Here is a 21,920-nt window from a genome sequence, read left to right as displayed (position 1 = left end):
GTGCTTTCGGGGAGACTGAGCCGTTTCCATTCGGTGCGTGCGGAGGGGCGGGCTCGATGGGAAGACGTCTTGCGGCGGGAGTCGCCGCCGCGCTGGTCGCCGCGGTCCTGATCGCGGCCTGCGGGCCCGACCGTGCCAGCCGGCACGGCAAGGGTGGTCAGGGCAGCGGGAACGGCGAGGGCGTCGCCGGCGGTCTCACCCAGGTGCGCCTGCAGTTGCAGTGGTTCACCCAGGCGCAGTTCGCCGGGTACATCGCGGCCCGGGACAAGGGCTTCTACACGGAGCCTTTTCAAAGTCGATTTTCCTAAAGGCCCTCACTGGAGAGGACGAGGACGGCCTGGGCGAAGATGCCGACGCGGCGTGGGCAGCCGCGGAAACGGTCGAATATGTGCCAGTTCTTGAGGACCGCGAATCCTCGTTCGCCTTGCGAGCGGGTGGTGGCGTGGGTCCAGTTGGTCTCTTTGTCGCGGTCGGGGAGTTCCCTGTTCTTGGGTTTCTTGACCGGGACGAGGAGGCGGTCACCCTCGCCGCCGACGTAGCCCTTGTCCGCGTAGAGGTAGAGCCCCGAGCGGTCGATCAGATGGAGGACGTCGTGCATCCGGGCCGCGGTGAGGTCGTGGACGGAGCCGGGAAGTCCTTCGGAGATCCAGAGCAGCCGACCGTAGGGGTCGGTGAGGCCCTGCAGGTTGATGCCGTGGTACTTGTGCTTGCCCGAGTAGTACAGCTTGTTGTGCGCACGGACACGGTTGGTACGCACGACGGTGCCGTCGAGGATGAGGAAGTTGCTCTGGGTCCACGCGAAGGTCCAGACCGCGGCGAGCAGGGTCCGGCCGTGGGTGGCGAGCAGGCCGACGGCCTCGCGGATGTAGTTGTGGACGGTGCCGACGCTGACCTGGAAGCCCTCGGCGAGGTGCTCGTAGCGTTCACCCTTGCGGAGGTGGGCGAGCACCAGGAGTGCCTGCTCGCGTGGGGGCAGCTTGCGCCAGGTCCGGCGCTGGGCGCGGTCCTCGGCCAGCAGTCCCGTGAGGAAGGTCAGGGTCGACTCGGGCAGGTCGACGACACCGGGGTAGGTTAGCAACGGAAGTCCTCGGTCAAGGGCACAGTGGAGTAGGAACCCTGTGATCTACCGGGGACTTCTCTATTTACGGCATCCCTCCGCCCGCCGCCCGACCAACTATTGCCGTCGCCAGATGATGGAACGGCCCGAGCCGGTTCCCGTTCAATTCGTCAATTGGTGACCCTTAACCGCCGGGAGAATCAGACAAACCAAGATTGAAAAGGCTCACGGATGTCGGCCTGGCCGTCGAGATCCTCCAGGGCGGTACCGAGATCGTTCCGCAGACGGTGCTGGCCGAAGGCAGGGCCGACTTCGCGGTGGCCTGGGTCCCCAAGGCCCTCGCCTCACGGGAGCAGGGTGCCCGGATCACCGAGGTCGGCCAGATCTTCCAACGCTCGGGAAGCTGGCAGGTGAGCTTCGCCGACACGGGGATCGAGAAACCGGCGGACCTGCGCGGCCGCCGTGTCGGGACCTGGGGTTTCGGTAACGAGTACGAGCTGTTCGCCGGTATCACCGGTGCCGGCCTCGACCCGGGGGCGGACGTCACCCTGGTGCAGCAGGATTTCGACGTGAAGGCGTTGCTCTCCGGTGCCATCGATGCCGGCGCGGCGATGAGCTACAACGAGTACGCGCAGATTCTCGAGGCGGTGAACCCGAAGACCGGCAGGCTTTACACCTCCCGGGATCTCAGCGTCATCGACTGGAACGAGGTCGGCACGGCCATGCTGCAGGACGCCGTCTGGGCCTCCACCTCGCGGCTGGAAAGCGACGCCGCCTACCGTCTGACGACCACGAGATTCCTGGAAGCCTCGATGCGCGGCTGGGCGTACTGCCGGGACAACGCCGAGGAATGCCGGGACCTGGTCGTCGCGGCCGGCTCCCAGCTTGGCGCGAGCCATCAGCTGTGGCAGATGAACGAGGTCAACAAGCTCATCTGGCCGTCGCCGGAGGGAATAGGCGTCGTCGACGAGGCGGCCTGGGCGCGCACGGTCGAGATCGCCCGCGGCACCCGCAACGCGCACGGGCAGACGGTCCTGCGTGGTGACCCGGTCGGGCTGGCCTACACCAACGAGTTCACCCAGGCCGCGTTGGCGAACCTGCGCGCCGCCGACGTCGATGTGACCGGCGAGAGCTTCGAGCCGGTCGAGGTGCCACTGAACCCCGGCGGCGCCTGACCCGCCGGGCCCAGCCAGGCCTGGTTGACCCGCGCGGTCCGCCTGATCCGCCTGATCCGCGTGGTCCGCCTGATCCGCGCGGTCCGCTGATCCGCACGGTCCGCTGATCCGCGTGGGTCAACCAGGCGGTTGTCAGCCGCGGTCGAGCAGTGTGGCGTTCACCGACGGCATGCTCGCCCAGTCGGACGACGCCACGCTCGCGTGCAGGCCCGCAACCTGCGTCACCCGTGCCTGGGCGGCGGCGAGGTCACCGGCGGCGACGGCCGGTGCGATGGTCTGGACGTCTGTCATGACCAGCAGGTAGTGGTTGGTGTCGTACCAGGAGGTGTCGACGCTGCCGCCGGCGTACGTGCTCGCGTCGCCGTCGAACAACACGAACCAGGGCCGCAGTGTCGTGTCGGAGTAGCGTGAGCGCGGATCGCCGGCCTGGGCGTTGTGCACGACCGGGAAGATCTGTGCCTTGCCGAGGGTGCCGGCGGCCTTGAGACCGTTGAGGTACTGGGCGTATTCGACGTCCGTGCGCAGGGTGTCGGTCGGGTTCGCCTCCTCGACCGTCCCCGGGATCACGTCGATGATGACCTTGCCGGTCAGCTGGGCACGGGTCGGCCAGGCGTTCGCCTTCGCGGCGTCGTCCAGGCTGGCGTAGGAGCCGAGCAGGTCTGCGGGCTTGAACACGGCGGATCCCAGATGTGCCGCGATCGCTGCGTCGAGCTGGGCCGGGCCCTGGTTCGTCCGGGCGCTGAAACCGGTCTTCAGCTCCAGCTTGAGAATCAGCGGCCCGGCGTCCGGGTGCGCGCCCAGCCACAGCCGGATGTCGTCGAGGCAGTACTCCAGGTTCTTGTTGGTACCCCCGGTGTAAAGCCCCGCGGCGGTCGTGGCAGCCACGCAGTTGTTCGAGTTCCCCAGCGGGTTGGAGTGGCTGACCTTCCACTCCCGGGTGATGATGTTCGGCCAGACATCCAGCTCGATCAGCCCTGGGCGCAGATCGAGCGCCTGCGCGAGATAGGTGAAGGTGCTCGGGTCGTAGGTGTTGTGGATACCGACCGTGGTGGTCTGCGAAACACGGCTACCGGAACCCGCGGCGAAGGCCGGTGCCATTCCGGCGAACACTGCGACGATCACGGCGAGTGCCGCCACGGCACCTCGGGTCAGGGATCTGCGCACGATTACCTCCCAGGGCAGGCCGGCGTCGTGCCGGCTGTGCGGAGGTAATCCAAGTCGATCAGGATGAACGCGCCCGAACCATGCGGCCAAGCGCGGCGCATTGTGCGGTGTCGATTCCGTGTGCGGTGTGGATTCCGGCCGCCGTGCACCGCGCGCTCCGCGGGCGTTCATCGCTCGCGCCCTGACCATCCGATCGGGACGTCTACTCCTCGGGGAGCCCGCCTCTCCGCGGGACCGCTTCGGAGGGCCGTGCGACCGGTGGCCCGTCCGTTCTGCTGACCGTCCGAACACCTCGGCCCAGGGTGGCCCAGGACGGGTCCTTCTCCCGGGCGCGTCGCGGTGGAGCGCTGTCAACCTGTGTGGTCCCAAGTGGGCTCTGTAGGGGGGAGGGAGGCAGGATGGACGAAGAACTACAGGGCGAGTTCCGGGCGTATTTCACCGCGCGGCTTCCGGAGCTGCTGCGGCTGGCATATCTGCTGACCGGCGAGCCGGCCGAGGCGGAGGACCTGGCGCAGACAGCGCTGGCCCGGACTCTGGTGGCCTGGCGGCGGGTCCGCGAAAGTGACTCCCCGGACGCCTACGTGCGCCGCATTCTGGTGAACGCCAATCGGCGCCGCTTCCGGCGCCGCGTTCCCGAGTCGCCGATGGCGGCCGTGCCGGAGCAGGAGGCCAGGTCCTCCGCCGCCGAACTGGCGGCGGTCGAGGACAGGGCCGGGCTCGCTCGGGCGCTCGCCGTGTTACCGGCCCGGCAACGCGCCGTCGTCGTGCTGCGTTACTGCGAGGACCTGCCGGAGGCGCGGGTCGCGGAGATTCTCGGCTGCTCCACCGGAACGGTGAAGACGCACGCCTCCCGGGGGCTCGCGCGCCTGCGCGCGGATCCGTCTCTGGCCGCGGCGGCAGCCAGCTGGGTCCCGGCAGCCGGCGGCGCGTCCGGTGCGTCCGGTGCGGTCGCGGGGAGCGCGGAGTCGAACGGTGGGGGCTGGGCCGAGACGAGACCGGCGGATGGAGGCGGGGCCGATCGGGCTCAGCCCAGCAGTCTCGAAGTCGGGCAACCCGACGAGGTACGAGGGGGTGCCGCATGACCACCGACGAGCAGATCGCCGGACATCTTCGTGACCTGGCGCAGGCGGTGACCGTCGCACCGTCGGGCGACCTGTGGCCCGCGGTGCGCGGCAGGCTTCCCCGGGAGCGGTTCCGCCGGGTCGCTCGCTGGGCCGCGCCCGCGGTGGCGTGCGCCGTCGCCGTGGCGGCGGTCGCCGCCGGGCTGACCTTGGGCGGAGGCCAGTCACGGGCGTCGATCACCCCGGCCGACCTGCAGGGAAGTCCCGCGGTGACCCGCCTGCAGTCGATGACCTTCACCGACGCCGAGGAGACACGGGTCGTGTCCGCGTGCCGGCAGACCTATTCGTCGACGGAGGGCCAGCCGGCGCCGCGGGTGGAGGATCTGCGGGTGTGGGCGGGGGCGCGGGACTCACTCGGCGCGAGCATCGTCCTGACTGACGGCTCGATGTTCGTGGAATGCGATGTTCCAGCGGATTCGTCCGGTGGGCTCTTCTACGGCCTGGCCGGCCTGTTCGACCAGACCGCTGAACCGAAGATTGTGAGCCCCGACCTCACGTTGACCAGTTTTCTGTCAACCCATCCTGTGGGCGGTGGGCTGACTGCGGACGGGCTGGAAAACAATTCCCAGGTCAGCGTCAGCGTGGCACAGGTCTCCGCGCGGGTCAGCCGGGTCACCGCGACGGTCTCCGACCGGGTGATCGAGGTTCCCGTCAAGGACGGCCGGGCCGTGATCAGGGTTTCGGCGGAAATGCCGCCCGCCCTGAAGGAGCTGGAGGACAAGGTTGTCTGGCCGGAACCAGAATTGGAAGCAGGTGCGGAGCCCGACGAGGCTGAGCTGAGCGCCCAGTACGACACGCCTGAGATGAAGGCGTGGGAGAAGTCGTGGGAGGGGTGGATTATCGGGAATCTCGCGGTGATCCGTGCCTACGACAGCGACGGCAGGGTTCTGGGTACCTGGGACGAGCATTCACAGCTCGGCCCGGAGATCAGCCCGGCACCGAGCTGATCCGCGGCGCGCCCGGTCTCTCGGCCAGGCGCGCTCCGGCGAGCGTCAGCCAGTGACCGGGCCGCGCGATGGCGTGGGCCCGGTCACCGGCCAGGTCGACGAGCGCGAGCGCGTCGCGCACGGCCGCTGGCACCGGCCCGTCGACCTGGCCCGCGACGAGCAGCACGGGAACACCGGCCGCCTGCGCCATCGTGACCACTCCGCCGACGACCTTGCCGCCCAGCGACGTCCGGTCGAACCGTCCCTCCCCGGTGATCACCAGGTCGGCCTCGGCCAGCGCGGCCGGCAGCCCGGTGTGCTCGGCGATGCTGCGGGCACCGGGCACGAGTGTCGCTCCGAGGGCGGCGGCCAGACCGTAGGCCGTGCCACCGGCCGCCCCGGTGCCGGGCTGCTCGGCGAGAACGGAGCCAGCGCTGCCCGACCCGACGCTGCCCGACCCGACGCTGCCCGACCCGACACCGGCTGACCCGGAGGTGCCCTGGCCGGCAGCGCCGAGGCCTGGCATGAGTTCGGCCAGCCGGGCGAGGCCGGTCTCCAACCGGTCGATCTCGGCGGGCCCGGCGCCCTTCTGCGGCCCGAAGACCGCCGCCGCCCCGAGGGGGCCGAGCAGCGGCGCCGTGACGTCGACCAGGCAGTGGATGCCCTCCGGCGGCCCGGGCCGCAGGTCGTGCAGGTCGACGGCCGCGAGGTCGGCCAGCGCTCCGCCGCCCGGCGCAAGTGGCTGCCCGGCGGCGTTCAGGAAGCGGGCTCCGAGGGCAGCCAGCAGGCCGGTCCCCCCGTCGGTGGACGCCGATCCGCCGAGCGCCACCAGAACTCTGCGGGCACCACTGTCCAGGGCCGCCCCCACCAGCTCTCCGAGGCCGAAGGTGTGTGCGTTGAGCGGGTCCGGTGCGCTCATCAGCGGCAGGCCGCTGGCCTGGGCCAGCTCGACGAGCGCTGATCCGTCGGGGAGCTCCAGCCACGCGGCGCCGGTGACGGGACGCCCGTCCGGCCCGGTGACGTCCAGCTCGTGGCGGCGCGTGCCCGGCACGGCGGCGGCGAAGCTGTCCAGTGTTCCCTCGCCGCCGTCGGCGATCGGGATGGTCACCACGATGTCGTCCGGGCGGGTCGCCGACCACCCGGAAGCCAGGGCTGCCGCGGCCTCGGTCGCCGAGACCGATCCCTTGAACGAATCGGGCGCGATCACCACGCGCAGTGGACGTCCGGGGACCCGGACGGGCCCTGGAACGGGAGCGGACATCGGAACCCCTGTCCTCGCGTCGTCGCCTCGTAGCCTCCTCGCGTCGTCGTCGTCTCATCGCGTCGTCGCTGACGGGCGGCCTGTCACCGACCGTATCGGGCCGCCCGCGAGCCCTGAGGGCGGCTGGCCGGAAACGACCACGCCCGGCCGGTGGCCCGCTGTGGGGCTGCCGGCCGGGCGTCGAGCTCCAGCGGTCGATCGTCAGCGGTCGATCGTCAGCGGTCGATGACCGCGTGGCTCAGTGGGTCCGCTCGGACTCCGCCGGTTCGTGCGGCTGCGCCGGCACACCGTCGCGGAAGTCGCCGGCCGGAACCGGCACCTGGTGGGCTTCGGCGAGATCGTCGGAGGTCTCGACCGAGACCCGCGGCAGGACCCGGTCCAGACCACGCGGCAGCCACCAGTTCGCGCGCCCGAACAGGTGCATGAGCGCCGGCACCAGAATCGTGCGGATCACGAAGGCGTCGATGGCGATGGCGAGGGCCAGGCCAAGCCCGAAGAGCTTGATCACTCGTTCGTCACCCAGGATGAACGCGGCGAACACCAGGGTCATGATGGCGCCCGCGGCGGAGATCACCCGGCCGGTCTCGGCCTGGCCGAGCGACACCGCGATGCGGTTGTCCCGCCTGGCGGTCCACTCCTCATGCATGCGGCTGACCAGGAAGACCTCGTAGTCCATGGACAGGCCGAACAGGATCGCGAACAGCATGACCGGCAGGAACGCCTCGATCGGCCCGGGGCTGAGGCCGAACAGGTCGGACAGCCAGCCCCACTGGAACACCGCCACCACCGCACCGAACGCGGCACCGACTGCCAGCAGGTTCATCACCGAGGCCGTCAGGGGGATGAGCAGGCTGCGGAAGACCACGACCAGCAGGATGAACGCGAGGACCACGACGATCCCGATGAACAGGGGCAGCTTGTCCGACAGGACGCCGGCGAAGTCCTCGAAGATCGCGGTGATCCCGCCGACGTACACCGGCGCGGCGGCGCCCGCGGTCGCGGTCGGGAGGACGTCGTCGCGTAGGCGGTCGAGCAGCTCGGCCGTCTCCGGCGACTGCGGGCTCGACGTCGGGTAGAGGGTGGCGATCGCCGCCCGGCCGTTCGGGCTCTGCCGTGGCTCGGTCACGGAGGCGACGCCGGGGGTGTCGCGTGCCGCGGCGACCGCCTGGTTCAGCGCCTGCAGGCCCGCGCCGGAGGAAAGGTCGGTGACCAGGGAGAACGGCCCGTTGAAGCCGGGGCCGAAGCCTTCGGCGAGCAGGTCGTAGCCACGCTTCGTGGTCTTGTCCTCCGAACCGTTGCCCAGGTCGGACGAACCGAGCCGCAGTGAGAAGAACGGGATCGCGATCACGGCGATCGCGACGGCACTGAGCACGGCGAGGATGGCCGGGCGGCGTTCGACGCCCTTGGCCCACCGCCACCAGAAGCCGGACGGCGCCTCCGGCTCGGGGCCGTGCTGGGCGATCCGGCGGCGTTCGCGGCGGCTCAGCACCTTCTGCCCGTAGAAGCCGAGCAGCGCTGGCAGCAGGGTGACCGACGACAGCATGGTCATCGCGACCGTCAACGCCGCGGCGAGCGCGACACCGTAGAGGAAGGTCACGCCGAGGGCGAACAGGCCGAGCAGGGCGATGCAGACCGTCGCGCCGGCGAAGAGAACGGCGCGGCCGGAGGTGTTGACCGCGTTGACCGCGGCCTCCTCGGGGGAGCGCCCGGCCCGCAGGCCGATGCGGTGGCGGTTCACGATGAACAGCGCGTAGTCGATGCCGACGCCCAGGCCGATCAGCGTCGCCAGCATGGTGCTGAACTCGGCCACCGAGGTCAGGTGGGAGACCTGGATGATGAGGCTGAGGCCCACGCCGAGCGCGGCCAGCGCGGTGATCAGCGGCAGCGTGACCGCGAGCAGTGAACCGAACGCGACGAACAGAATGATCGCCGCCGCGATGATGCCGATGAGCTCGGTGGAGCTGGTCGTCTGCTCGGTGTTCGCGACGACCTGCCCGGTCGCCTCGACCTGGAGCGCGCCCATGTCGTAGCCGCGGGCGGTGTCGACGACGTGCTCGATGTCGGAGATCTGCAGCTCGTTGCCGGGCAGGTCGAGGGCGATGGTGGCGAACGCGGTGGTGCCGGCCTCGTTGATCTGGCCCTTGCCGTCGGCGCTGAACGGGCTGATCACCTCGGCGACGTGCGGCAGCTTGGCGAGCTGCCCCACCATGTCGGTGACCTGCGCCTTGATCGCTGGGTCGGTCAGCGTGCCGGTACGGGCGTGCAGGACGACGGTCGCGCTGTCGCCCGACTGCGCCGGGAAGTCACGTTCGAGGATGTCGATTGCCTTCTGGGAGTCCGTCCCAGGCAGGGAGAAGGTGTCCTTGTAGTCGTCGCCCGTGGCCCGGCCGAGCGCTGCCAGCCCGACAAGAGCCGCGACCCAAAGGCCCAGGACGAGCCAGCGGTGCTGGAAGCACCAGCGAGCGAGCTTTGCCATCGTTTCCCCTCGGAGGTGCTGGTTGGTCGTCTGTCGCTGTCCGTGACCTGCTGACGGCCCAACTGATCGGCACTGATCGACGCCACCACCGGTGACCGTGGTGCCGCCGGCAGGCCTCCCGCCAGGCGCTTCGCTTACCGATCGCTCAATTTGCTTACCGATCGTTCAGTAAGTGAGTGCAAGAGTAGCATTCGCGGCTGACCGTCCTGTGGGGGTGAGTGCTGGTGGTCATAGGACGCACGCGCGCGCAGGGAGCCGACACCCGCACGCGGATCCTCGAGGCGGCCGTGCAGCTCTTCGTGGAACGAGGGTATGCGGGCACCTCGGTCCGTGACATCGCTGAACGACTCGGCGTGACGAAGGCCGCGCTCTACTATCACTTCTCGTCCAAGGAGATGATTCTCGAAGCGCTGATTTCGCCCTTCGAGTCCGGGTTCGCACAGTTGGTCGAGTTGGCCCGTCGTGACCCTCCGCCGCCACCGCGGGCGATCCTCGAGGCACTCACGTCACTGCTGGTGGAGACCGGTGCCGTCCTCTGCGCCTTCGCGAACGATCCCTCGGTGCTGCACCATCGGATCGGCAAGGAGGACATCATTTCCCAGTACGAGCTGATCATCCGTGCTCTTGCCGGGCCGCGGCCCACGGTGGCCCGGATCATGCGGGCCCGCTGCGCGGTCGGCTGTGTCCAGAGCGGCGTAATGGGCGATGCGATGGGCCGCGCGCGCTGGCGGAATGTTGCCGCGAGCGACGAAACCGAGGCGAGCGAATCCGAGGCCGGCGGAGCATCGCCTGTCGGATCGGCGTCAGTCGGATCGGCGTCGGTCGGGGTGACGGCCGGCGGATCGACGGCGGCGGCCGGGCGGCCCGGCGGCGGTGCCGCGCACCCGGCTGACGGCGGTCGGTACGGCACGGCTGGCGGCGGGCATCGCGGCGCGGCCGACCGCGGTGGCACGGCGACCTGGATCACCACCACTCGCGTGGGGAGTCCAACGGGCATTCGGAGCCTGACCGGATTTACTGGAGACAGCGGTGCGGATGGCACCGCCGACGCGGTGGCACCGGAGATCTCGCTGGGCACCGCCGCGGCGGCGGGTGTCGGGGCGGCCGACGATGCTCGCCCGGCGTACCCGGCGGTGGGTGCTGATGCGACCGCCGCGGGTGACTGCGCGTCGGCGGCTGCCGGCACGCTGTCTCCGTTCGCGCCGCTGTTGTCCGAAGAACTTCAGTGTCTGATCGTGGAGGCCGCCCTTGCCGCGCTCGGACCAGAGCAGGCCGTGGAGCCGTTGGCGCAGTAGCCGCTGGTATAGCAGCCGTTGGCCCGACGATGGTTGGCGCAGTGGCGGCTGGCGTAGTGGGGGGCTGTGTCCGGGTGGCCCGCCGAGGGACTGCCCGGTACCGGGTTGTGCGGTGTGAGCCCGTCCGTCCCCCGACTGGCCGGCGCCCTGGGCGCCGCCGCCGCGACGGTGTTCGTCGCGGCCTGTAGTGGCATTGCGGGTTCCGGAGGAAATGCGGGTTCGGGTGATGGTGCGACTGTCACCGTCCGGGTTCGCGGCCTGACTATCGTGGCCGAGGTTGCCGACAGTGACACCGAGCGGCGCCGAGGCCTGATGTATCGGACCGACCTTCCTCCGGGGCGCGGGATGATCTTCGAATTTGCCGGTGAGACGACGTCCGGCTTCTACATGTTCCGCACGTTGCTGCCCCTTTCGATCATGTTTGTCCGGGACGGTAGGGTTGTCGGCGTGCGGGAGATGACGCCGTGCCCGAGTGATGATCCGTCGAGCTGTCCCGTCTACTACCCGGATGGGGCATACACCCATGCGGTGGAGGCGCCGGCGCGCACCTTCGCCGAGGTCGTCGCCGGTGATCCGGTGGCGATTGGTTCGGACTGACGGCAGGGTGTAGCCGATGGTCGGCAGGTGCGGTGACTCGCGCGGGCGTGAGCTACGTCTCGATGTCCGGTAGATGTCAATGTTGTGTCATTCCGTTCGGAAAACACGAAGGCAATTCCGCTGAAGCTTCGGCGGGGTGAATACGGATCTGGTCCTCCGTTCGCCTCACCGAATGTGTGGTAAGGGAGCAGGGTCCGATGTCGTACATCTGACGATGGACGACCTGGCCTCTGGACGATGAAATGGTGGAGCCGCTCGAAGCGAGCCGGCGGTGGGCGGGAGTGCAGGTCTGATCCCGTCGCACGTGGAACGCCGATGGTGGAGGGCGACATAAACGGAAGCAGTAGGTGACGTGAAACCTGTGCCGGAACGGGACCACGGGGGGGACCGTGTGACCCGAGGTGGTGGGCCGTGATCGTTCGGCCTCGCGCGGCTGCCCGCGAAGGGAGCCTGCCTGTCGCGTCCAGCGGCGCGCGAACCGCCTCGACGGGCGGATGGCCGCCACGCACTGCCGTGGTGACCGGAGCCAGCTCCGGTATCGGTCGGGAGGCGGCCCTCCTGCTCGCTGATCAGAACTGTCGTTCGCTGTTGGTGGGCCGCAATGGCGCGGCTCTTGACGAGGTCGCCGCGGCGACGCAGGGCCACCGGATCGCGGTGGACCTGGCGCGCCCCGGTGGCGAGGTCGCGGTGGCATCCCGTGCCGCGGAGCTGCTCGGCGAGGTGGATCTGCTGATCTGCTCGGCGGGTCTCGGCGCGGCCGGGCCGTTCGACGTGATGCCTCCGTCAACCATCAATGATCTCATCGCGGTCAACGTCCTGGCCCCGATGTTGCTCGTCCGGGCCATGCTGCCGGCGATGCTGGAGCGGGGCCAGGGTCGAATCCTGCTGGTCGGCAGCGTCGCGGGCGCGTTGGGCGTTCGTGGCGAGGTCGCGTACTCGGCTTCGAAGGCCGCGATGGTGGGGTTCGCCGACGCGCTTCGCTCCGAAGTCGCAGGACGTGGCATTAGCGTTACGTTGTGTTTACCGGGAGCTGTGGACACCCCCTTCTTCCACCGGCGTGGTGCACCGTACGTGCGCCGGTGGCCGCGTCCCATCCCTGCGGGTCTGGTGGCGCAGCGGATGCTCGCCGGCACCGGCCGGGGAGACGCCGAAGTGTGGGTGCCCCGATGGCTGTCCGCCGCCGCGCGCGTTCACGGCGCGGCTCCGTCGCTGTACCGCCGCTTGGCCGGTGTCTTCGGATGAGTTCCGGATCCGACCGCCGGCCCGGGAGGTGAGTGCGCGCAGCGGACTACTCCAGTGAGTCTTTTCCATCTCACGGCGAACGGCCAGGGATGTCGCAGGCCCGAGTCGGCGATGGGAAGGGCTCAGTCGTCACCGGTGGCAGCACCGGTGACGAGGTGGCTGCGGGGGGCACGGCCTGATCGGCGGTGTCCCCGGCCGTGCCAGGCAGTGAACGTGCGGCACGGCGCTTGTGATCCCATGGCGTGACGTCCGGGCGGTCCCACCGCCGCCTGGGCGTCACGCACCGCCTGCCCCTGACCGACCTGACCCCTGCTGACCGGATGGCCCGGACGTTGCCCACGACCAGGCCAACCAGTGCCGGACCGGCGCCTGCCGCGGTGGGCCCGGCGGAGATCTGGCCAGCACCCCTCCGGCCAGCGGTAGCGGTTCCGGCGATCTGGCACGCACCATGACCGGCACCATCGCGGTCGGCGACGCATCGCGCTCGCCCGGCCGGACGACGCACAGGACGCACACCGCACCGCGCACCCGGAGCGCGCAGCGCCACGTTAAGGAGAGGCGTATGACCGCAATCGACGCCCGAACCGGCCCACCGCGTCCGTCTGCCCCTCTCGGCGTGACCGACCTGACCACACCCACCGACCAGGTGCTGCTGGCCGCGTCCGCGGAGAACTTCCCGGTTGCGTCGAGGCTGCTTCCGGCACGCCTGCGGGAGCACCTGAACGCCCTCTACGTCTTCGGGCGGCTTGTCGACGACATCGGCGACGAAGCCCCCGGCGACCGCTTGGCACTGCTGGACGAGCTCGGCGAGGACCTCGAGCTGATCTGGTCGGGCGGGCAGCCGAGGCTGCCGGTGCACCAGACGCTCGCTCGGACCGTGCGGGCCTGTGACCTGCCCGCCGAGCCGTTCCGCCGGCTCGTGCAGGCGAACCGGCAGGACCAGGTGGTCACCCGCTACGACACCTACGACGACCTGGTGCGTTACTGCACGCTCTCGGCTGATCCGATCGGCCGGATGGTCCTCGGTGTCTTCGGCCTGGCGACCCCGGCCCGGGTCGCGCTGTCGGACCGGATCTGCACCGCGCTGCAGCTGGCCGAGCACTTCCAGGACGTGGCGGAGGATCTCGCCGCCGGCCGGATCTACGTGCCGCTGGAGGACCTGGAGGCCTTCGGGGTGACCGAGGCCGACCTGGCGGCGCCGAGCGCGTCGCCGGCGGTGCGGCACCTGATGGCGTTCGAGGTGGCTCGGGCCAGGACCCTGCTCGACTCGGGCGCACCGCTGGTGGGTCTGGTCGGGGGCCGGCTGCGGCTGGCGATGGCCGGCTTCGTCGGCGGCGGCCGGGCCGCCCTCGACGCCATCCGGCGCGCCGACTACGACATGCTCGGCGGCGCGCCGAAGGCTCCCAAGCCCCGGGTCGCGGCCTTCGCCGCGACCGCGTGGGCGCGTTGGTGGCTGCCCGGCGCGGCAGCCACCGCCAGGGCTGCCGGGAACGCGGCCACCGAGGTCACCGGGCCAGGGGCCACCAGGCTCGGCGTCGCCCGGGCCGGTGGGGCCGCTCCCGGTGCCGCCGGGCCCGGTGCCACCAGGCCAGCAGTCACCGGATCGGGTGAGGTCACCGGAACGGACAGCATGGGTGCTCCGGCGTCCGCCGTAACAGATGTTGACGGCACCGAGGGGGTCAGATGAGCGCGGGTGCACCGGGCAGTTCCACAGTTGCCGAGGCCTACGCCTCCTGCGAGGCACTGACGCGGGAGGCGGCGCGGAACTTCAGCTACGGCATCCGCCTGCTGCCCGCGGAGAAGCGCGGCGCGCTGTCGGCGGTCTACGCCCTCGCCCGCCGGCTCGACGACATCGGTGACGGCGATCTGCCGGCCGAGGAGAAGCTCGCCGGCCTGGCGAAGGTGCGCGCCGACATCCGCGCGCTGGACACGAACAGCTCCGACCCGGTGATGGTCGCCCTCGCGGACACCGCGCGGCGCTTCCCCATCCCGATCGAGGCCTTCATCGAGCTCACGGACGGCGTCGAGAGCGACGTCCATGGCGCGACGTACGAGACGTTCGAGGACATGGTCGGCTACTGCCGCCTGGTCGCGGGCACGATCGGCCGGCTTTCGCTGGGCATCTTCGGCGTGGAGGGCTCGGCCGGTGACGCCCGGGCGGCCGAGATCGCCGACGCCCTCGGCGTGGCGCTGCAGCAGACCAACATCCTGCGCGATGTTCGCGAGGACCTGCTCAACGGGCGGATCTACCTGCCGTCGACCGAGCTGGAGAAGGCCGGTGTCACGCTGACGGTGGACGCCGCCGGGCGGCTCGGGGCCCCGGAGGACGCGCTGGTGGACTATCTGCGCGACTGTGCGGTCCGGGCCGACGAGTGGTACACGCGTGGCCTGGCCCTGCTCGGCCTGCTGGACCGCCGCAGCGCGGCCTGCTGCGGCGCGATGGCCGGCATCTACCTGCGGCTGAACCGGCGCATCCGGCAGGACCCGACCGCGGTCCTGGAACGCCGGCTGTCGCTGCCCGGCTGGGAGAAGGCCGTCGTGGCGGCACGAAGCCTCGCGGGCCGATCGGAAGCCAGGGCGGCATGAGCGCACAGGGGGACACGCCACCGGCCCACTGGTCGGAGGGCGCGGGCTCGCTCGGCGCCCACGCCGGCACCGAGCAGGGCCGGTCGGAGGGGCAGGGCCGGTCCGCGGGGCAGAGCCGGTCCGCGGGGCAGAGCCGGGACGCGGGGCGGGGCCGGGTCGTCGTCATCGGCGGCGGGCTCGCCGGTATCGCGGCGGCGCTGGTCGCCGCGGACGAGGGCGCCCGGCCGGTGCTGCTGGAGGGCCGGCCGCGCCTGGGCGGCCAGACCACGTCGTTCCAGCGCAAGTTCCAGGACGGCTCGCTGTGGATCGACACCGGCCAGCACGTCTTCATGCGGTGCTGCACCGCCTATCGCGGGCTGCTGGCCCGGCTCGGCGTCACCCACCTGACCACCCTGCAGCAGCGGCTGGACGTCGAGGTGCTGATCGCGGGCTCGCTGACCCGGACCAGGCTGCGCCGGACCCGGGTGCCGCTGCCCGCGCCGCTGCACCTCGCGCCGGCGCTGCTGGGATACCGGGCGCTGCCGCTCGCCGACCGCCTCCGGGCCGCGCTGGCCGCGTTCCAGATCGGTCGGTTGAACCAGCGTGACCCGAAGGTGGACGGAGACTCGTTCGGCGGATGGCTTCAGCGGCACGGCCAGAGCGCCGCGGCCACCGAGGCGCTGTGGGAGCTGCTCACCGTCGCGACCCTGAACGCCCCGGCCGCCGAGGCGTCGCTTGGCCTGGCCGCCAAGGTGGTCCGCACCGGTCTGCTCGACGGGGCCGATGCGGGTGACCTGGGCTGGCCTGAAGCCCCGTTGCAGCAGCTCCACGGCGACGCGGCCGTGCGCGCGCTGACGGCCGCGGGCGGCACCGTGCGGACGGGCACCAAGGCCAGGGCCATCGTCCGCACCTCCACCGGCTGGGAGGTCACCCTCGACGGGGGAGAGGTCCTGCGGGCGGACGGGGTGGTGCTCGCCGTGCCGCCGCCGGCCGCCGCCGATCTGCTCCCGGAGGGCTCGGGCGTCGACCGGGACCGGCTGCGTGAGCTGGGTGTCTCGCCCATCATCAACATTCACATGATCTACGACCGGCCGGTGCTGGACAGTCCGATGCTCGCTGTGGTCGGCTCACCCATCCAGTGGATCTTCGACCGGACGGTCTCCTCCGGGCTGGCGAAGGTGGGGCCGCCCGGGGCGCAGTACCTGGCGCTGTCCCAGTCGGCGGCGCAGGAGTGGATCGACCAGCCCGCCAATGATCTGCGGGCGCTGTTCGTCGAGGAGATGCGCCGGCTGTTCCCGGCCGCGCGCGAGGCGGAGCTGCTCGAGGTCTTCGTGACCAGGGAACGCACCGCGACCTTCGACCAGGCGCCCGGCTCGCTGCGGTTGCGCCCGGATCAGGCGACCGCTCTGCCCGGGTTCGCACTCGCGGGTACCTGGACGGACACCGGCTGGCCGGCGACCATGGAAGGTGCCGTGCGTAGCGGAATCGCTGCTGCCCGTGAGACGCTCGCCGGCATGGGGGTATCGGGGAGCACACTGCCCGCGGCCGATCACGTTCCGCCCACGGCGAGCAGTGAGCTGCAGGGCAGTGAGTCGCAGGGCGGCGAGTCGCACGACAGTGCGTCGCAGGGCGAGGTGCCGACCCAGTCCATGGCAGCAGCTGACTCGTCGACAGCACACACAGCGACGACCCAGAAAGTGACATCCAAGTCCACGGGGGGATTCCCGGTATGACCACAACGGTTCCGGAAGCGATCGAGCGCGGGCGCGCCCTGACGGTGCCCGCCTTGCGCGCCACGGTGGACCGGCTCCACCCCCGGCTGCGCCACGTCGTCGCCTACCACCGCGGCTGGGTTGACGCCGCAGGCGACCCGGTGCCCGGCAACGGCGGCAAGCTCGTTCGGCCCGCACTCGCCCTGCTCTCCGCCGAGGCCGCCGGTGCGCCGGCCGAGGTCGGCCTGCCGGCCGCGGTCGCGGTCGAGCTGGTGCACGACTTCTCGCTGCTGCACGACGACCTGATGGACGGCGACACCGAACGCCGCCACCGCGCCACGGCGTGGACGGTCTTCGGCGCCGACGGCGCGATCCTCGCCGGTGACGCGCTGCTCGGCCTGGCCACCCAGGTCCTGCTGGAGGTCGAGGGCGAACCGGGCCGCCGCGCCGCGGTCATCCTCGGCGCCGGCGTCCAGGACCTCGTCCGCGGGCAGGCGGAGGACCTCCTGTTCGAATCCCGCTCGGATGTCTCGGTGGCCGAGACGCTGCACATGGAGGACGGGAAGACCGGCGCGCTGCTCGCCTGCTCCGCCTCCCTCGGTGCGGTGCTCGCCGGTGCCCCCGGTGAGGTGGTGGACGGGCTGGCCGAGTACGGCTCCCGGCTCGGCACCGCGTTCCAGCTCATCGACGACCTGCTGGGCATCTGGGGCGACCCCGCGGTGACCGGCAAGCCGGTGCTGAACGACCTGCGTTCGCGCAAGAAGTCGGTGCCGGTCGTGGTGGCGCTGGAGGCCGGTGGAAACGATGCCGAAGAGCTTCGTGCCTTCCTCACCGGTGAGGGCGAGTCGTCCGAGGCCGAGCTGCAGCACATCGCCGCTCTCGTGGAGCGCGCCGGCGGCCGCGACTGGACGACGGCCGAGGCGGACCGTCAGCTCAAGGCGTGTGAGAACGCGCTGCGTTCGATCTCGATCCCGGCGTCGGCCGAGGCGGAGCTGCTGGCCATGGCGCGTTTCGTGACCGAACGAGATCGCTGAGGGGGAGCGAGGTGGCAGTACCCGCCCGCCGGTCGCCCGGCGGTCATTCGCACGACCTGTACCTGCATCTGTACGACGAGGGGAGTCGTCGATGAGCCTGACTTCGGACCAGTCCTCGGCTGCCCCAACGGCCGCGCACCCGACCCCGCAGGTTCCGGCCCCGCAGGTTCCGGCCCCGTCGACGGCGGCGCCGATGGAGGAGGCCGGGCCGTTCGAGGCCGGGACCGCGGTACTGACCGGCGCACCACAGCCACAGCCGCAGCCCGCCGACGCCCACCGTGACCCGGTGGTCGACACCCTGGCGCGCGGACGCGACCACCTGCTCTCCCTCCAGGCCGACGAAGGCTGGTGGAAGGGCGAGCTGGAAACCAACGTCACCATGGACGCCGAGGACCTCATGCTTCGGCAGTTCCTCGGCATCCTCACGCCGGCGACGGCGCAGGAGACCGGACGCTGGATCCGTTCCCAGCAGCTCCCCGACGGCGGCTGGGCCACCTTCTACGGCGGCCCGTCCGACATCTCGACGACCATCGAGGCCTACGTCGCGCTCCGGCTCGCCGGTGACGATCCGCAGGCCCCGCACATGCGGTCCGCGGCCGAGTGGGTGCGTGCCGCCGGCGGCATCGCCGCGTCCCGGGTGTTCACCCGGATCTGGCTGGCCCTGTTCGGTGAATGGTCCTGGGACGACATCCCGGTGCTGCCCGCGGAGCTGTCCTTCCTGCCGCCCTGGTTCCCGCTGAACATCTACGACTTCGCGTGTTGGGCCCGCCAGACCGTGGTCGCGCTGACGATCGTCGGCTCGCTGCGGCCGGTGCGCTCGCTCGGCTTCACGCTGGACGAGCTGCGGGTCCCGGCTCCGAAGCCGGTGAAGTCCCCGCTGCGCAGCTGGGCCGGGGCGTTCGAGCGGCTCGACGTGGTGCTGCACCGCTACGAGAAGCGGCCCTTCCAGCCGCTGCGCCGCCTCGCGCTGCGCCGCGCGGCCGAGTGGGTGATCGCCCGGCAGGAGGCGGACGGCTGCTGGGGCGGGATCCAGCCGCCCATGGTCTACTCGATCATGGCCCTGCACCTGATGGGCTACCCGCTCAACCACCCGGTGATCTCGATGGCGTTCCGCGCCCTCGACCGGTTCACGATCCGTGAGCAGACCCCGGACGGGATGGTCCGCCGCATCGAGGCGTGCCAGTCACCGGTCTGGGACACCGCGCTCGCGGTCGTCGCACTGGCCGACGCCGGCGTGCCCGGTGACGACCCGGCCATGGTTCGGGCTGGTCGCTGGCTCGCCGACGAGGAGGTCCGGGTCGCCGGTGACTGGGCGATCCGCCGCCCCACCCTCGCTCCGGGCGGCTGGGCCTTCGAGTTCGACAACGACTTCTACCCGGACGTCGACGACACCGCCGAGGTGGTCATCGCCATCCACCGCCTGCTCGGGGACGGGCACGGCCCGGTGGATCATTCGGACGGCTCCGGGCCCGGATCGGCGGCAGCGGCCGCCGCGGCGGCGGCTTCGGCCGGGTCCGCCGCGGCCGGCACCATCGCCGCCGCCGACCCGGAGCTCGCCCGTGAGCTGCGTGCCGCCGCGGAGCGGGGCGTCGACTGGTCGGTGGGGATGCGCTCGTCGAACGGAGCCTGGGGCGCCTTCGACGCGGACAACGTCCGCACCCTGGTCACGAAGATCCCGTTCTGTGACTTCGGTGAGGTCGTCGACCCGCCGTCGGCGGACGTCACGGCGCACATGGTCGAGATGCTCGCGCTGCTCGGCCGGGCCGATCACCCGATGACCCAGCGGGCCGTCCGTTGGCTGCTGGACAACCAGGAGGCCGGCGGATCCTGGTTCGGCCGCTGGGGTGTCAACCACGTGTACGGCACGGGTGCCGTGGTGCCGGCGCTGATCTCCGCGGGAGTCAGCGCGAGCCACCCGGCGATCCTCGCCGCCGCGCACTGGCTGGTCGAGCACCAGACATCCGACGGTGGCTGGGGCGAGGACCTGCGCTCCTACCGCGAGGACTCGTGGATCGGACGCGGCGAGCCGACCGCCTCGCAGACCGCCTGGGCGCTGCTGGCACTGCTGGCCATGGAGCCGGAGCGCGGCAGCGTCGAATGGGAGTCCATCGAGCGCGGCATCCGCTGGCTGTGCGACACGCAGCGCGCGGACGGCACCTGGGACGAGCCGCAGTTCACCGGGACGGGCTTCCCCTGGGACTTCTCCATCAACTACCACCTGTACCGGCTGGTCTTCCCGGTGACAGCCCTCGGCCGGTACGTGAGCCTCACCGGGAGGGCGACGCGATGAGCATCCCGGCAGCGGACAGCGGCGGCGCGGCCGAGCACGGCGGCGGCGCGCGTTCCGCGAGCTCACGTGACCGTGACAGCCAGGTGACGAACCCGGGGCCGACCACGGTCACGCCGCGGGGTGCGACGCCGCGGGCGTCGATCCCCGAGCAGGCCGGTGCCGTTCCGCCGGCGGGTGGCCCGTCGCGGGCCGGCATCGCCTCACCGCTGGCGCTCGCGCGCTGGGTCGAGGCACCGGACACCGTCTCGGAGCTGTCGCTTCCGGCGGATCCCGACGCGCCTGGATCGAGCCCGGCGGGAGTGGCGGGCGCGGCGGGTGCCAAGGGGTCGCCCGTACAGCCGGCCCCCCGCGCGCAGCGGCTCGTGGTCGCGGCCGCCCTCCGGCTGGAGGCCTTCGCGATCAGCCGGGCCGATCTGCCCGAGGGAACCACCATCGTGCGGACCGGGATGGGGCCGGACCGCGCGCACCGCGCGAACCGGGTGGTGCGGGAGGCTCGGCCGGATGCACTGGCGATCGTCGGTCTGGCCGGCGGGTTGACCGACGAGACCCGGCCCGGCGACGTCGTCGTCGCCAGCGAGCTGCGCCTCGCTGACGGAACGGTGGTCGCCACCTGCCCGACAGCGCCGCTGCTCGCCGGTGAGCTGCGGCGCGGTGGCCTGCGGGTGCACGTCGGCCCGATGGTCTCGGTCGAGAAGGTGGCGACCGGCGCGGCCCGGACCGAACTGGCCGCGACCGGGGCCATCGCGGTGGATATGGAATCCGCGACTCTCGCGCCCGGCGCGGGAGACCGGCCGATCGCGGCGGTCCGGGTGATCGTGGACACTCCCGCCGAACCGCTGGGCAAGCTGGACCTGTTCCGGCGTGGGGTGACCGGTCTGCGCACGATCAGCGCGCTCGGCCCGGCCCTGCACGCCTGGGTCGACGCGGTGGCCAACCGCCGCCTGCTGCTCGCCGAGCCGCGCGCGTTCTGCGCCGGGGTCGAGCGGGCCATCGAGGTCGTGGAACGCGCGCTGGAGCTGCACGGCGCGCCGGTCTACGTGCGCAAGCAGATCGTGCACAACACCCATGTGGTCGCCGACCTGGCCAGCCGGGGTGCGATCTTCGTCGAGGAACTGGACGAGGTCCCGGCCGGGGCCACCGTCGTGTTCTCCGCGCACGGTGTGGCACCCGCGGTCTGGGACCAGGCCGGTGACCGTGGGCTCGACGTCATCGACGCGACCTGCCCGCTGGTGGAGAAGGTGCATGCGGAGGCGCGCCGGTTCACCGCCCGGGGTGACACGGTGCTGCTCATCGGGCACTCCGGCCATGAGGAGGTCGAGGGCACCCTCGGCGAGGTACCGGGCCGGATCCAGCTGGTCGAGTCACCCGAGGCGGTCAAGGACCTGCAGGTCGAGGACCCCGAACGGGTCACCTACCTCATGCAGACCACACTGGCCGTGGACGAGGCGGAGGAGGTCGTGGACGCCCTGCGGGTCCGCTTCCCCGCGGTGGTCGGCCCGGGCTCGGCGGACATCTGCTACGCCACGTCCAACCGGCAGAACGCGGTGCGCCGGGTCGCGGCCGAGGCCGATCTCGTCCTGGTCGTGGGTTCGGAGAACAGCTCGAACTCCAAGCGGCTGGTCGAGGTCAGCGAGCGCGACGGGGTGGCGGCCCATCTGGTGGAGAGCGTCGGTGACGTCCAGCTGGAATGGCTGCGTGGGGCGCGCACCATCGGCATCTCGGCCGGGGCGTCGGCGCCGCCGCTGCTCGTCGAGGAGCTGACGGCCGCGTTGTCCGGGCTCGGCTCGGCCTCGGTGACGGTCCGTTCGGTGGGGACGGAGTCGATCTCCTTCCACCTGCCGAAGGAGGTCCGCCGACCGCTTTCAGAACGGAAGTGACGTCGGCGCGCGGAGTTGCGGCTCCCGCGCGCCATCGGCACCGTTACCGAAGCGTCATCGGCTACCGAAGCACCATCGGCGGCCCGGGTATGAACTGTACCCGGGCCGCCGACGTGTTCTCCCGCCTG

The 21,920-nt window shown here is 71.4% G+C and carries 17 protein-coding genes; 13 read left to right on the top strand and 4 right to left on the bottom strand.

Translation table 11 applies throughout. The features are described 5' to 3' along the window. The first annotated feature begins 56 nt into the window (after positions 1 to 56). Positions 57 to 308, top strand: a complete 252-nt coding sequence (locus ACG83_RS45740) for a hypothetical protein (protein WP_054564620.1) — start codon at positions 57 to 59, stop codon at positions 306 to 308. On the opposite strand, the gene ACG83_RS03125 is transcribed toward ACG83_RS45740, so the two are convergent. Beyond that, a complete protein-coding gene (locus ACG83_RS03125) occupies positions 305 to 1,078 on the bottom strand; it encodes an IS5/IS1182 family transposase (RefSeq protein ID WP_054564425.1) in 774 nt (257 codons plus the stop codon). The two genes, ACG83_RS45740 and ACG83_RS03125, sit on opposite strands and share 4 nt — an antisense overlap. Positions 1,079 to 1,272: 194 nt before the next feature. Here ACG83_RS03125 and ACG83_RS03120 point away from each other — a divergent pair, with 194 nt between their 5' ends. Next, a complete protein-coding gene (locus ACG83_RS03120; RefSeq protein WP_083472990.1) occupies positions 1,273 to 2,232 on the top strand; it encodes an ABC transporter substrate-binding protein in 960 nt (319 codons plus the stop codon). Between the two features lie 132 nt (positions 2,233 to 2,364). Here the strand turns inward: ACG83_RS03120 and ACG83_RS03115 are convergent, their stop codons facing one another. Continuing rightward, a complete protein-coding gene (locus tag ACG83_RS03115; protein ID WP_054564619.1) occupies positions 2,365 to 3,396 on the bottom strand; it encodes a phosphatidylinositol-specific phospholipase C domain-containing protein in 1,032 nt (343 codons plus the stop codon). Positions 3,397 to 3,794: 398 nt separating this feature from the next. Here ACG83_RS03115 and ACG83_RS03110 point away from each other — a divergent pair, with 398 nt between their 5' ends. Both ACG83_RS03110 and ACG83_RS03105 read left to right on the top strand, forming a co-directional pair. Next, the gene (locus ACG83_RS03110) at positions 3,795 to 4,478 is read left to right on the top strand and encodes a SigE family RNA polymerase sigma factor (RefSeq protein WP_054564618.1); all 684 of its coding nucleotides are present in this window, start codon (positions 3,795 to 3,797) and stop codon (positions 4,476 to 4,478) included. Then, the gene (locus ACG83_RS03105) at positions 4,475 to 5,464 is read left to right on the top strand and encodes a hypothetical protein (protein ID WP_054564617.1); all 990 of its coding nucleotides are present in this window, start codon (positions 4,475 to 4,477) and stop codon (positions 5,462 to 5,464) included. Before ACG83_RS03110 ends, ACG83_RS03105 begins: the two co-directional genes overlap by 4 nt. Here ACG83_RS03105 and ACG83_RS03100 read toward each other — a convergent pair. Together ACG83_RS03100 and ACG83_RS03095 are read right to left on the bottom strand one after the other, a co-directional pair. Then, positions 5,445 to 6,704 (bottom strand): glycerate kinase, encoded by a 1,260-nt coding sequence (locus ACG83_RS03100; RefSeq protein ID WP_054564616.1) that lies wholly within the window; start codon positions 6,702 to 6,704, stop codon positions 5,445 to 5,447. The two genes, ACG83_RS03105 and ACG83_RS03100, sit on opposite strands and share 20 nt — an antisense overlap. Before the next feature lie 238 nt (positions 6,705 to 6,942). Next, positions 6,943 to 9,180 (bottom strand): MMPL family transporter, encoded by a 2,238-nt coding sequence (locus ACG83_RS03095; protein ID WP_054564615.1) that lies wholly within the window; start codon positions 9,178 to 9,180, stop codon positions 6,943 to 6,945. Positions 9,181 to 9,404: 224 nt separating this feature from the next. Between ACG83_RS03095 and ACG83_RS03090 the strand changes: the two genes are divergently transcribed. The 9 genes from ACG83_RS03090 to ispH all read left to right on the top strand — a co-directional run bounded on the left by ACG83_RS03090 (position 9,405) and on the right by ispH (position 21,792). After that, positions 9,405 to 10,475, top strand: coding sequence for a TetR/AcrR family transcriptional regulator (locus tag ACG83_RS03090; protein WP_054565380.1), 1,071 nt, complete (start codon positions 9,405 to 9,407; stop codon positions 10,473 to 10,475). A 114-nt stretch (positions 10,476 to 10,589) separates the two neighbouring features. Continuing rightward, positions 10,590 to 11,072: a DUF192 domain-containing protein gene (locus tag ACG83_RS03085; protein ID WP_235497548.1), complete on the top strand. Its 483-nt coding sequence runs from the start codon at positions 10,590 to 10,592 to the stop codon at positions 11,070 to 11,072. A gap of 513 nt (positions 11,073 to 11,585) precedes the next feature. Continuing rightward, a complete protein-coding gene (locus ACG83_RS03080; protein WP_054564613.1) occupies positions 11,586 to 12,314 on the top strand; it encodes an SDR family oxidoreductase in 729 nt (242 codons plus the stop codon). Positions 12,315 to 12,876: 562 nt separating this feature from the next. Further along, a complete protein-coding gene (gene hpnC, locus ACG83_RS03075) occupies positions 12,877 to 14,001 on the top strand; it encodes a squalene synthase HpnC (RefSeq protein ID WP_054564612.1) in 1,125 nt (374 codons plus the stop codon). Beyond that, positions 13,998 to 14,900, top strand: coding sequence for a presqualene diphosphate synthase HpnD (gene hpnD / locus ACG83_RS03070; RefSeq protein WP_054564611.1), 903 nt, complete (start codon positions 13,998 to 14,000; stop codon positions 14,898 to 14,900). The genes hpnC and hpnD overlap by 4 nt, the downstream gene beginning before the upstream one ends. Beyond that, positions 14,897 to 16,612 (top strand): hydroxysqualene dehydroxylase HpnE, encoded by a 1,716-nt coding sequence (hpnE, locus tag ACG83_RS03065; RefSeq protein ID WP_063792969.1) that lies wholly within the window; start codon positions 14,897 to 14,899, stop codon positions 16,610 to 16,612. Before hpnD ends, hpnE begins: the two co-directional genes overlap by 4 nt. Continuing rightward, the gene (locus tag ACG83_RS03060; protein ID WP_054564610.1) at positions 16,609 to 17,625 is read left to right on the top strand and encodes a polyprenyl synthetase family protein; all 1,017 of its coding nucleotides are present in this window, start codon (positions 16,609 to 16,611) and stop codon (positions 17,623 to 17,625) included. Before hpnE ends, ACG83_RS03060 begins: the two co-directional genes overlap by 4 nt. A gap of 91 nt (positions 17,626 to 17,716) precedes the next feature. After that, the gene (locus ACG83_RS03055) at positions 17,717 to 19,915 is read left to right on the top strand and encodes a prenyltransferase/squalene oxidase repeat-containing protein (protein ID WP_054564609.1); all 2,199 of its coding nucleotides are present in this window, start codon (positions 17,717 to 17,719) and stop codon (positions 19,913 to 19,915) included. After that, a complete protein-coding gene (gene ispH, locus ACG83_RS03050) occupies positions 19,912 to 21,792 on the top strand; it encodes a 4-hydroxy-3-methylbut-2-enyl diphosphate reductase (RefSeq protein WP_054564608.1) in 1,881 nt (626 codons plus the stop codon). Before ACG83_RS03055 ends, ispH begins: the two co-directional genes overlap by 4 nt. The last annotated feature ends 128 nt before the right edge of the window (positions 21,793 to 21,920 follow it).

Source organism: Frankia sp. R43 (genome assembly GCF_001306465.1).
In the GTDB taxonomy this organism is placed as follows: domain Bacteria; phylum Actinomycetota; class Actinomycetes; order Frankiales; family Frankiaceae; genus Parafrankia; species Parafrankia irregularis.
This window is presented reverse-complemented; position numbering and strand designations above follow the sequence as displayed.